This window comes from Bacillus sp. MMSF_3328, from assembly GCF_030733525.1.
GTDB lineage: Bacteria > Bacillota > Bacilli > Bacillales > Cytobacillaceae > Bacillus_AB > Bacillus_AB infantis.
On record NZ_JASHIV010000005.1, the window covers coordinates 244,268 to 256,121 of the forward strand.

The 11,854-nt window shown below is 46.7% G+C and carries 9 protein-coding genes; all 9 read right to left on the reverse strand.

Features of this window, described 5'->3' with window-relative positions; translation table 11 throughout:
- Positions 1-17: 17 nt before the first annotated feature.
- A complete protein-coding gene (locus tag RBB45_RS11870) occupies positions 18-1,478 on the reverse strand; it encodes a UDP-N-acetylmuramoyl-L-alanyl-D-glutamate--2,6-diaminopimelate ligase (protein ID WP_306009598.1) in 1,461 nt (486 codons plus the stop codon).
- A 320-nt stretch (positions 1,479-1,798) separates the two neighbouring features.
- On the reverse strand, positions 1,799-3,715 hold the full coding sequence (locus RBB45_RS11875; protein ID WP_094767513.1) for a stage V sporulation protein D: 1,917 nt from the start codon (positions 3,713-3,715) through the stop codon (positions 1,799-1,801).
- Between the two features lie 94 nt (positions 3,716-3,809).
- Positions 3,810-6,053: a penicillin-binding protein gene (locus RBB45_RS11880; protein WP_009791174.1), complete on the reverse strand. Its 2,244-nt coding sequence runs from the start codon at positions 6,051-6,053 to the stop codon at positions 3,810-3,812.
- Complete coding sequence (gene ftsL / locus RBB45_RS11885; RefSeq protein WP_009791173.1) at positions 6,050-6,409, reverse strand: cell division protein FtsL; 360 nt, start codon at positions 6,407-6,409, stop codon at positions 6,050-6,052. The genes RBB45_RS11880 and ftsL overlap by 4 nt, the downstream gene beginning before the upstream one ends.
- 94 nt (positions 6,410-6,503) lie before the next feature.
- Positions 6,504-7,436 (reverse strand): 16S rRNA (cytosine(1402)-N(4))-methyltransferase RsmH, encoded by a 933-nt coding sequence (rsmH, locus tag RBB45_RS11890; protein ID WP_224950186.1) that lies wholly within the window; start codon positions 7,434-7,436, stop codon positions 6,504-6,506.
- 61 nt (positions 7,437-7,497) lie between these two features.
- On the reverse strand, positions 7,498-7,929 hold the full coding sequence (mraZ, locus tag RBB45_RS11895) for a division/cell wall cluster transcriptional repressor MraZ (RefSeq protein WP_009791171.1): 432 nt from the start codon (positions 7,927-7,929) through the stop codon (positions 7,498-7,500).
- A gap of 307 nt (positions 7,930-8,236) precedes the next feature.
- Positions 8,237-9,871, reverse strand: a complete 1,635-nt coding sequence (gene bshC / locus RBB45_RS11900) for a bacillithiol biosynthesis cysteine-adding enzyme BshC (RefSeq protein WP_306009599.1) — start codon at positions 9,869-9,871, stop codon at positions 8,237-8,239.
- 124 nt (positions 9,872-9,995) lie between these two features.
- The gene (locus RBB45_RS11905) at positions 9,996-10,391 is read right to left on the reverse strand and encodes a DUF3397 domain-containing protein (protein ID WP_009791168.1); all 396 of its coding nucleotides are present in this window, start codon (positions 10,389-10,391) and stop codon (positions 9,996-9,998) included.
- A gap of 12 nt (positions 10,392-10,403) precedes the next feature.
- Positions 10,404-11,297 carry a 2-dehydropantoate 2-reductase gene (locus RBB45_RS11910; RefSeq protein ID WP_306009600.1) on the reverse strand — a complete coding sequence of 298 codons (894 nt, stop codon included), beginning with the start codon at positions 11,295-11,297 and terminating at the stop codon, positions 10,404-10,406.
- Between the last annotated feature and the right edge of the window lie 557 nt (positions 11,298-11,854).

Sequence of the window (11,854 nt, forward strand, 5' to 3'; positions counted from 1 at the left end):
CCCGGCTGCTGCCCTGGTTATCTGTTTTGTATAGCTTCTCTAGCTGCAGTCCTGTCGTCAAAGTCGAATGTCTGCCCGCCGATCTGCTGGTATGTTTCATGCCCTTTGCCTGCTATGAGAATCACATCTCCCTTGCCTGCAGCACCAACACTGTATGCTATTGCCTCTTTGCGGTCTGCTATCATTGTGTAATTTCCTTCAGGGACGCCCGCAGCCATATCTTTCAATATTTCTTCCGGATCTTCGCTTCTCGGATTATCCGATGTAAATACCGCATCAGTTGCAAGCCTGCAGGCGATTTTAGCCATCAGTGGCCTTTTGGTTCTGTCTCTGTCACCGCCGCAGCCAACTACGACGAAAATCCGGCCCTCAGCAAACTCTTTTACCGTTTCCAATGCATTTTCCAGACTGTCAGGAGTATGCGCATAGTCGACAATCACAGAAAAATCCTGTCCGGCATCCACTGTTTCAAATCTGCCCGGGACACCTTTGACAGTTGAAATGGATTCCAGGATCGCTTCGAGCTCAAGACCTGAAGCCAAAGCTGCCCCTATTGCAGCCAGCACATTATAAACACTGAATTTGCCGATCAGCTGCATGGCAACAGGGTGCACGCCAAACGGGCTGACAAGGTCGAATGAAGTGCCTCTGGCATCCATCTGGATGTGCACGGCACGCAAATCCGCCTCATTATCGATTGCATAGGTCAGAATCTGCGCAGCAGTCGATTTCCTGTATTCGGCGCTTGACGGATCATCGGCATTCAGTACAGCATACTTAGGTTTATTGTGATAGAACGCGCTCCCAAGCTGTGCAAAAAGCAAGCCTTTAGCCCTTCTGTATTCGTCCATTGTTTTGTGATAATCCAAATGGTCCTGTGTCAGATTAGTAAACACGGCCACATTGAAATCACAGCCATGGACGCGCCCTTCATCAAGTGCGTGGGAGCTTACTTCCATAACAGCCGCTTCCACTTTCTTTTCGACCATGGAAGCAAAGGTCTTCTGCAATGTCAGGCTTTCCGGCGTCGTATTCTTCGTCTCAAGCGTCTCGCCGGCGACTTTGGTGTACATCGTCCCGATGAGGCCCGTGCTTTTGCCGGCATCTGCCAGAATCTTTTCAATAAGATGGCTTGTCGTCGTTTTCCCGTTTGTACCGGTGATTCCAATCAAATGCAGCTGCTGGCTTGGCTGGCCGTAGAAAGCATCGGCCAGTACAGCCATGGCCCTTGCTGTATCCTTGACAATGATGACAGGGACATTCAGCGAAAGCTCCCTCTCAGCCAAAACGGCCGCCGCCCCGTTCTGGACAGCTGTTTCTGCATAATGATGTCCATCAACCGTAAAGCCCTCTATGCAGATGAACAAGCTCCCTTTTTTCACTTGCCTGCTATCATTTTCTAAGGACACAATTTCAGGATTATCACCACCAAAAGGTTTAAAGGGGTGGAGATAGTGTAGCAGTGTATGTAATTTCAATTGAACCCATTCCTCTCATTCCGCAGGAAAGACAGGCAGCATCAGCCTGCATCATCCCCTGCCGTTTTGCTCAGTCGGCCACGCAGCGGATCTGCAGCTGCTTTTTTCATAGCTGAAAAAGAGCTGTATGCTTTCTCTAAAGCTCTCAGCCAAAATAATTCCTGCATGGCGACTTATATTTTACATGATTATTCTTGTTTTAGCCATTTAGTAATGAAAATTTAAAGAAAAACTTCCTTTGACTGAAACGGATGACAAAATTCCTTTTGCTTCTTACTAAAGAAAACGGGCAGCGCTGACCGGCCGCCCGCATCCTGCTCTTATTCGTCATCAAAATACAGTCTGATTGTAGACCCTTCCTTCAGTTTCACACCAGGCTGAGGGGTTTGTCTGACAACTGTCTCGCCTTCCCCGCTGCCGTCTATTTTCAGGTTGACAATCAATTCGCCGAGCTCCTTTTTCGTAATGCCTACTAAATCGGGCACTTCCACCATCGGAGTATCCAGCCATGTCAGCTCTTTTTCAAGCTGTTCCTTTCTCGGCTCAACACCCATTGCCCTAAGACTGTCGCCCATGATATTCCCGACGATCGGTGCTGCAACCACCCCGCCAAACTGGATAGTGCCTTTAGGATTGTCAACTGCCACATAGACAACAAGCTCAGGATCGTCCGCAGGGGCAAAGCCTATAAAGGACACAATATGATTGTTCTCGAGATATCTTCCGTTTTCCGCCTTTTGCGCAGTCCCGGTTTTGCCGCCGACCCTGTATCCGTCTACGAACGCTTTTTTCCCGGACCCTTGAGCCACTACACTTTCAAGCGCAAGGCGGATTTCCTTAGAAGTTTCCTCTGATATGACCTTCCTCTTAGCCTCAGGGGTTTTTCTCATCACGATTTCACCTGAAGCAGGGTCAATCAGCTCTTTTGCTATAAATGGTGTATACAGCGTCCCGCCATTGACGGCTGCTGATATTGCTGCAACCTGCTGGATCGGCGTAACGGAAACACCCTGTCCAAAAGCAGTGGTCGCCTGTTCAACCGGACCGACATTTTCAAGATTGAATAAGATCCCTTTTGATTCACCCTGAAGATCTATGCCTGTTTTTGCACCAAAACCAAAGTCTTTAATATATTTGAACAATGTTTCCTTCCCAAGCCTTTCTCCTAATTCCACAAAGCCCGGGTTGCATGAATTCTGCACGACTTCGAGGAATGATTGGCTTCCATGCCCCCCTCTTTTCCAGCAGCGCAGCCTCGCTCCTCCTACTTCAGTGTAGCCCGGATCATGAAAGTGATCTTTGGCAAGGTCTACTTTCCCTTCTTCAAGGGCAGCTGCAAGAGTGATGATTTTAAAAGTGGAGCCCGGCTCATATGAGCTCCAGACCGGCAGGTTCCGGTTGTAAATATCCGGTGCAACGTTCCGGAAATTGGCAGGATCAAAGTCCGGCCTGCTTGACATTGCGAGGATTTCCCCTGTATTCGGGTTCATGGCAATGGCAATGATCCCGTCCGGATTATAGGCCGCCTCTGCAATATCCAGCTCCCTCTCGACAATCGTCTGCACCTTCGAGTCGATCGTCAGCTTCAGGTCCATGCCATCGACCGGCGGCTTATAATCATCTGCCATATCATTCATCCGCTGTCCTTTTGCATTTGCGTAAAATTTGACAGAGCCTTTCTCGCCCTTCAAATCTTTGTCATAGTAAAGCTCCAGCCCCATCAGCCCCTGGTTGTCGATCCCGGCAAATCCGAGCACATGTGAAAGATAATTGCCAAAAGGATAATGCCGCTTGGAGTCCTCGGCGATATAGACCCCAGCCATTCCCTCTGCCCTGATTTCTGTTGCTTTTTCATGGGAAATTTTTCTGCCCTCAGGTATTTTCACACTTGATGCCTGCTTGGTGATCAGCTGAAGCGCCTTCTCCTCTGACATATTCAGTATGGCGGCCAGCTTCTCAGCCGTCTCATCAGGATCCTTTACCTGCCTTGGAACGACATAGACGGTCGGGGCACTGACATTGGTTGCCAAAGCCACACCATTGCGGTCGACGATTTCTCCCCTTTCCGGCTCGAACGGGATGTCCCGGCTCCACAACTCTTTAGCTTCATCCGTCAGCATGCTGCCAAGGAAAAACTGGACATATCCGAGCCGGATATCGATGATGAAAAAGATGAGTATGCCTGCCAATAAAGCAATGGTCAACCGTTTTCTTACGGTAACATTTGAAACGCGCATGAAAAACGAACCTCCTTCAATTATGGCTCGTTCAACTATATGCTTGTACCAGCACAAATAGAACGCACCGCCTGAAACGGTGCGCCCTTTACTGTTAATCCAATACTTCTTCCTCTTCAGCGTCTTCCCCGCCGGCAGCTTCATCCTCTTCGGCAGCTGACCGGCTGTATTGTTCCAGAGGCGTTTCAAAGTCCACAATTAGAAACTCGCCTTCCTTGACTGGAGATCCCGGGGAAAGATTCTGTTTGACTGCAAAGCCGCTGCCTACCGTATTCAGCTTCAGGCCGGCAATTTTAGCCGTCTTCATAACATCCCTCATAGACCAGCCCTGCATATCAGGAACATTCAAAGTCCCGTCCGTTTTAATGACTACCCGTTCCCCTTCGAGTATAGAAGCTCCCGGTTCCGGAAGCTGTCCCGTTATTTTGCCGCCCTTCCCGATCACAGCCGGCACAAACCCTGCGCCGCTCAGCTTTTTGGCAGCATCATCCGCAGAAAGGCCTGCAACATCCGGAACCTCTTTTGCTTCAACCTTCGTCTGCTTTGAAGGTTCTATATTCAAATATTGAAGGCTGTTCTGCATAACCGGCTTGAAGATCTGCGATACAGGCAGAGACCCTTTTACGTAATCATCGATTTGCGGCTGCTGGACTGCCACATACATGACCAGCTCAGGATCTTCTGCCGGCGCCATGCCCATGAAGGAGAAAACATAGTTTTCTGGCCCGGTCAAATATCCGCCTGATCCCGGAATTTGTGCGGTTCCGGTTTTCCCGGCAACTTTATAGCCTTCCAGATTATATTTTTTATAGCCTGTACCTTTCTCTGATGAAACTACTGTTTCAAGTATATCAAGGACTTCCTTCGCCGTTTTTTCGGAAATCGGCTTTCCGGCGCTTTCAGGCTTTGTGTCCTTGATCACTTCTCCTGTTGCTGAATCAACGATTTTGTCAATCACATGGGGCTTCATCATCTGCCCTTTATTCGCAATGGCGGTTGCTGCCTGGATCTGCTGGATCGGCGTGACAGCCGTCCCTTGTCCGAAAGCAGTGTTTGCCTTTTCAATCGGATACTGATAGGCGAATTTAGCACCTGTTTCATTCGGAAGGTCTATTCCGGTAGGATTATCAAACCCAAACCTGGTCAAATACTTCCTGAAAGCATCAAAGCCAAGCTGCTCTTTGGCAATTTTTGCAAAAGCAACATTGGAGGATCGCTGCACTCCTTCGAGATAGGTGATTGAACCCCATCCCCGTCCATAGTTATGGTCCCGGACCGGCCTTGATCCCTTGTCCACCACATAGGTCCCTGACTCATACCAGGCATTGGGATTGAACTGCCCTTCTTCAATCGCAGATGCCAGCGTAAATATCTTCATGGTCGAACCAGGTTCAAATGAAGTCTCGATTGCCTCATTATACCAATCATCGGACAGGCCTTCCCTTGTCTGGGGATGGAAGGACGGCCGCTGAGACATGGCCAGGATGTCCCCTGTCTTAGGGTCAGCCACGATCGCCACCATTTTCTTCGGATTATATTCTTTTTGGACACTATTCATGCTGTCTTCCAGAAATGTCTGGATTTTTTTATCGATCGTCAGATAAACATCATTTCCATCCTTGGCCGGTTTTACCTTTTCGTCAGTCCCCGGGAGAAGATATCCCCAGTGATCTTTTTCATAGGTTACCTTCCCATTGATGCCGCTCAGGACGGTGTTCAGGCTTTTTTCTATCCCGAGCTTTCCGACTGCCGGCGTTCTTTCCGGCTCATCCTTATCCTCTTCTTCGGGCTTTTCAACATAGCCCACCAGATGGGATGCAAACATACCATTAGGGTAGAATCGCTTGATTTCCGGCCGGAAAGAAATTCCCGGAAGCTTCAGGTCCTCGATTTCCCTCTTAAGCGAATTGGATATATTGCGGCCTGCCGTACCAAACTCCACCTGTTTGGCATCAGGCTTTGATAGAATCCTCTTAATCTCGGATTCTTCCAGGTCAATTACCTTGGAAAGCTCCCTTGCCGTTTTATCTTTGTCAACCACGTGCTTAGGCTTCTTTTTATTGACAGTCATATCTTTATCAAGAATGGCAACCAGCGTAAATGAGCTGGCGTCCTCTGCTACCACATCGCCCCCCCGGTCATAGATGGTTCCCCTTTTCGCCTCAAGGACGCGTTCATTGGTATACTTCTGCTCCGCTTTTGCCGCCAAAGGCTGGCCGCCCGCTTCTCCTGTTATTTGAATTGACACAAATCTGTACATCAGAACAAAAAAGAGCAGGCTGAATATTACAAATAATATCGCTGCTCCATAATTGATATTTGGCTGTTTTTTCATCATTTATCCTGTACACCTCTGACATTTTCATTAAGTGTCAGACCAAGAGATTTTGCTTTTTCAAAAATGCGCTCGTATGTACTTAGCTCGCTGATTTGCATTTCAAGCTCGCGATTTGATTTTTCTTTCTCGTTTATAGAGGTTTGGATATCCTGGATATCTTTGTTCATCTCATAAATGGCAGCCTGGTTTGAAATGATGTGGACAGCGCCAAAACAGACAATGGCCCCAAAAACGACACCCATTATTTTTTCGCCGGGCGAGAGCCACAGGTTCTTAATCTTAACCTTCTTCACCTTTACAGCTGTCTTGTGCTGCTGTACTTCCTCCTGCTGCATTTTCCTTGCCAAGTTGCTCATTTTATCCCTCCTGTGATCATATAGGGCCGGACAATGCCTGGCCTTAATTTTTATATTGGGGCAAGCTGTTAAGCTTGTCCCCTTATTAGTCTGCTTACAGTTTTTCTGCAACCCTCAGCTTTGCCGACCGCGCCCTGTTATTTTCTTCCAGCTCTTCTTCTGATGGAAGTATAGGCTTCCTTGCAACAAGCTTAAGCACCGGCTTGAACTCGTCTGGAATGATCGGCAGGCCCGGAGGCAGCGGCGGAGTCTCGCTTGCTTTCTTGAAAGTCGCTTTGCATATCCTGTCCTCAAGCGAGTGGAAAGTTATGACACTGATCCGGCCGCCTGGCTTTAGAATATCAATAGCCTGCTCAAGCGACTTCTCAAAAACACCAAGCTCATCGTTGACAGCAATCCTGATTGCCTGGAAAACCCGCTTGGCAGGATGGCCGCCCTTCCTTCTTGCCGGTGCCGGTATGCCGTCTTTTATCAGTTCGACCAGCTGGGAGGTCGTCTCAATCGGTGCTTTCTCCCTGGCGGCTTCAATCTTTCTTGCTATTTGCTTTGAGAACTTTTCCTCGCCATACCGGAAGAAGATCCTGACAAGGTCCTCATACGGCCAATCATTCACCACTTCATAAGCGGACAGGCTTGCATCCTTATCCATCCGCATATCAAGCGGAGCCTCATGATGATAGCTGAATCCCCGCTCAGGTGTATCAAGCTGCGGCGAAGATACGCCAAGATCATAGAGCACACCATCCACCTCAGTGACTCCGGCTTTTTCCAGCTCTTCCTTTAAATGAAGAAAATTGCTTTTTATTATAGTGATTTTGTCTCCATATTTGCTGAGCTTCTCTTGTGCATTTTCAATAGCTGTTTCATCCTGGTCAAAAGCATACAGCTTCCCCCGGCTTGACAGCTGTGTCAGAATCAGTTCACTGTGGCCGGCCCCGCCCATTGTACAATCGACATAGACGCCATCCGGCTTAATATCGAGACCGGCTACCGTTTCCTCCAGCAAAACTGTTTTATGATCAAACATCCTTGTCTTCCACCTTCCAATCGAATCATCGAGGAATTATTATACTAATAAAACATTCCCATTATATATCAAACCCAATCATATTTTCTGCAATTTCAGCAAAAGATTCCTCTGACTCTGCAAAAAAATCTTCCCACAGATGTTTGCTCCAAATTTCGATTCGATTGGAAACGCCTACTATGACACATTCCTTTTCCAGCTTCGCATATTGCATGAGCGGGCTGGAAATGTTGATTCTTCCCTGCTTATCGAGTTCGCATTCAGATGCACCGGAAAAGAAAAAGCGGGTAAACGCTCGTGCATCCTTCTTGGTCAAGGGCAGCCCTTTCAGCTTTGTTTCAAGCTGCTTCCATTCAGAAAGCGGATAGCCAAACAAACATTGATCAAGCCCGCGTGTCAAAATGAACATTTCGCCCAAATTGTCACGGAATTTAGCAGGCACTATCAAACGGCCTTTTGTATCAACATTATGATGGTATTCGCCCATGAACATGCCCTAAACCCCACTTTCCAACTCAAATGTACCACATTCCCCCACTTTCCTCCACATGTTTTTAATATTCTCCTTGCATTCTGCAAATCCTTCTGGTAAATAATTATTTTTCTCCTTTTTATTTCCTGATGGAAAATTCTTTCCTGGATGCAGGCGCTGCTCTCAATGCGAAAAAATTCCCAGCCATATTGGCAAGGGATGGGGAAACAAATATCCATTTCAAAAAAAACTCATAAAAAAAAGAGGTTTGGAATGTTTCCATCCCAAACCTCTTTACAGGCATGCAGGTCAGTGGCCGTCCTTCTTTTTAGAGCTTTACCAGTTTATGCTTTCCATCAAACTCAAATGGAAGCTCCATTATATCGTGTATAAGGGTAAGACCATGCAAATTCAGATAATATAGGATATTCCAGATCCGTTCCTGAGGCGACCCCGATGGCCTTAAGGCAGCTTCAATCCGCCTGTATTTAGTAAGAATGGCTGAATGCCTGTTTTTCAAGCTTTCTTCAGTCTTCGCCTCCATGAAATCCAGCTGCTTTAGAAGAAAAGATTCATTTTTTTCAAGCAGGGGCAGCATTCCCCTGTCAGTTTCCCGAAGACGGCTTTCAATCATCTTATACTGGCTGATCAGCTGCTTTTTCGTTTCTCCGAAAAGGCTTGAAAGCGCCTGGTCCTTTACTCCATCGACAAAAGCTTCCTGCTCTTTGCCTGTTCCATTTTCCAAAACCGCTGCAATTTCCAGGTCCAGATCCTGGATGTCCGAAGCAACAGGCCTTTCCAGCAGTGTGATATTCAGCCTTGGCACAATCGGAGGCATCTCCATGCCGAGATGTTCAAATGCCTGTTTGAGCTCTGCCCAATAGGCAATTTCCCCCGGGCCGGCAATAAAAGCAAGGACCGGGAAAAGCCGTTCCTGCGTAATTGGCCTTGTCACCACATTATTGCTTAGCTTTTCCGGCGATTCCTTGGCAATCAGCGACAGTTCATCAAGAGAAAACTGAATAGCTCCGTTTTTGCCTTCGAATACGCTGAGTTCCTCATTATATTCCAGAAGGACCCTTTCAGAATTGAGTTCATCATAGAAGAAAAGGTTTGCTGCATTATCTCCTATTTCGATCGCCGGCTTAAAACCGGCCGCCTCCACTTCCCTCTGCTGCTGTTTGACAGCTTTGGTGATGGAGGAAAACTGGCTCAGCTGTTCAGAGAAAATGTTTTTTTCAAGCTTTCTCAGGCGGCTGTCGCCTGAATCGGCAAGCAAAATGCCATATTCCTTAAACAGCTCCATAATCATATATGAAAAAAAGTCCACAAAGGTTTCTGACTCGTCGGCAGCCCGCTGGACAAACTGAAGCAGATCTTTTGTATGCTCTGTTTCTCCATAGCCTTCAATCAGGCTTTCAGCCCAGCGGAAACACAGGGCTCGATCCAGCTCGATCATAGATACCATTTTCTTCTCCAGTATCTTATGCGGATACACAGCTTTTTCAATCCGCCCGCTGTTCTCCGCAAAGATATGATTGACCTCATGATAATCATGATCCTCCCCGGCTATCCAGAACACCGGTACAACGGGAACTCCGAGTTCGGCTTCCTTCTGCTTTGCAAGAACAATTATAGAAATTACTTTATGTATAGTATATAAAGGCCCAGTCAATATTCCTGCTTGCTGTCCGCCGATGATGACCACACTGTCCTCCGAGCGAAGCTTATCTAATGAAATGCCGGTTTTGTCCGAAGAAGGAAATCTGGACATATATTGCCCGATATAATCGGCAAGCTCTTCTCTGTAAAACTTCCGTCCCTTCAGCTCGTTCAAACGCCTTTGATATTCGCTGGCATCATGATAGCGGTAATGGAAAAAACGCTCCACCTCAGGCTCATGAGACGTATAATCTGTCGCAAACCGGCTGGATGCCGGCAGTGAGAGATTTAAAATCTCCATCTAAGTACTTCCTTTCTGGTCAACAATTTTCACTCCTATCTGAGTATATCATTGTCAGAATTGAAAAGAAAAAAACTTTGCCTGAGAAACATGCCCCAAAAATGACTATCGGAGCATTGCCTGCTTACGGAATAGACAGATAGCCGGAGACACTTTGAAAGACACCGAAGATCAAAAGGACAATATAGGCAGAGAAAAACAAAAGAAAATTGAATCGCCAGAACCCCTTGAAAATCATCTGGATATTAATTTCCTGTTTAACTTTCCAATGGATGACTGTGAATATGACTGCAGCAAACAGCATGAACAGCACTATAATCCATAAATAAGACCGTTCCCAAATAGCCAGGATCAAAAAATGAACAGAAAGAATAAGAAGAAATGTACTAGAGTCGAGTGCAATGCGGACTGACTTTTTGTGACTTCCTGTAATTTGCTTGCTGATGACGAATACAATCAGGTAGCCTAGCAGCGGTACTGTTACAAGTGTTGCGGCAACTGCCGAAAAGAATGATGACATGATGGATCCCCCCTAGTTTCCAGGCTCCTTCCCCTTGATGCACGAATAAAATGCATGAACAAGGGGAGCGTGTTTATTTTTTTTATCCGCTTCTCCCAGAATATATCCGAGAATGGCATCAGCTTCTGTTTGCCTCTGGTTTTGCAGGTCTTTTAACATAGATGAAGTGTTTGATGAAGTTTTCCTGCAGACTGAAACCAAAGCATCAAAAGCTTCTTCAGGATCGGACAGCTCCAGCACAGCGGCAATTTCCGCAAAATATTTCTGCACTACTATGTAATAAAAGGGATTTTCAATCAATTCTCCATTTTTCACTTGAAGAATGCCAGTCAACGGGTTGACTACAGCATTGATGACAAGCTTTTGAAGGAGCATTTCCTTGTAATCCTTGCGGACAGTAAAAGGAAAGTCCCCTGAAGTTTCCTCCAGGCATTCGGCCGCTTCTGTTCCTTCTCCTGAGAAAACCGCTATGTTCGTTCTTCCAGCACCTGTGTGCTGAACGGTCCTTGCATCTTTTTTTAAAGCCCCATGCTCAACAGTTCCTACAAGGATGGCCCTGGCCCTGAGTTCGTGAAGCAGTGACAGATGGCCCATTCCATTCTGGAGAAATAAAAAAGAAGAGGATGGGGCCGCCTGATTATCATTTATGATAGAAATAAGGGGGTGGATATCATATTGCTTGACCGCAATAATGGAGAGCTCTTCTTCTCCCTTCCATTCATCAGTCAGCAGCACCTGTACATAAGAAATATGTTCCCTGCCTTCCGCCAATAATGAAATCCCATATGAAGAGATAAGCTTTTTCTGCTCTTCAGAACGGACATACAGAGTGACGTCATGACCTTTCTGCAAGTATGCTGCAAATAATAATCCAATGGCCCCCCCGCCAATGATTCCTATTTTCATAATAACTCCTCTATTTTGTAACTTTTAGTAATATTCTATCAGATATAGCCAACTTCCTGTACTCCGCCTGGGACTTTTTCTTTTTTTTATAAAAAAAGCTGAAGTTATGGGATGAAATCAGGCAAGTGGCCAGCACGCGCAGAAGGTATTTAAAAGTAAATTAAAGGCATTTTGGCTTGATGAGTAGAGCGGAGCAGAACTACAGTGGTCAGAGGGCCTCAGTGGCTCTGACTGAAACCCTCTGTTTTCTTTTTTCCTGGTCAGAGGGCCCCAGTGGCTCTGACTAAGACCCTCTGTTTTCTTTTTTCTTGGTCAGAGGGTCTCAGTGGCTCTGACTAAGACCCTCTGTTTTCTTTTTTCTTGATCAGAGGCTCCCAGTGGCTCTGACTAAGACCCTCTGTTTTCTTTTTTCCTGGTCAGAGGGTCTTAGCGGCCTTGACTAAGACCATCTGTTTTCTTTTTTTCTGGTTAGAGGGCCTTAGTGGCTCTGACTAAGACCCTCTGTTTTCTTTTTTCCTGGTCAGAGGGTCTTAGCGGCCTTGACTAAGACCATCTGT

Excerpts from the sequence above, each read along its gene's own strand:
- RBB45_RS11875 (WP_094767513.1), bottom strand. The coding sequence starts at position 3,715 with ATGCGCGTTTCAAATGTTACCGTAAGAAAACGGTTGACCATTGCTTTA.
- RBB45_RS11880 (WP_009791174.1), bottom strand. The coding sequence starts at position 6,053 with ATGATGAAAAAACAGCCAAATATCAATTATGGAGCAGCGATATTATTT.
- ftsL (WP_009791173.1), bottom strand. The coding sequence starts at position 6,409 with ATGAGCAACTTGGCAAGGAAAATGCAGCAGGAGGAAGTACAGCAGCAC.
- rsmH (WP_224950186.1), bottom strand. The coding sequence starts at position 7,436 with ATGTTTGATCATAAAACAGTTTTGCTGGAGGAAACGGTAGCCGGTCTC.
- mraZ (WP_009791171.1), bottom strand. The coding sequence starts at position 7,929 with ATGTTCATGGGCGAATACCATCATAATGTTGATACAAAAGGCCGTTTG.
- bshC (WP_306009599.1), bottom strand. The coding sequence starts at position 9,871 with ATGGAGATTTTAAATCTCTCACTGCCGGCATCCAGCCGGTTTGCGACA.
- RBB45_RS11905 (WP_009791168.1), bottom strand. The coding sequence starts at position 10,391 with ATGTCATCATTCTTTTCGGCAGTTGCCGCAACACTTGTAACAGTACCG.
- RBB45_RS11910 (WP_306009600.1), bottom strand. The coding sequence starts at position 11,297 with ATGAAAATAGGAATCATTGGCGGGGGGGCCATTGGATTATTATTTGCA.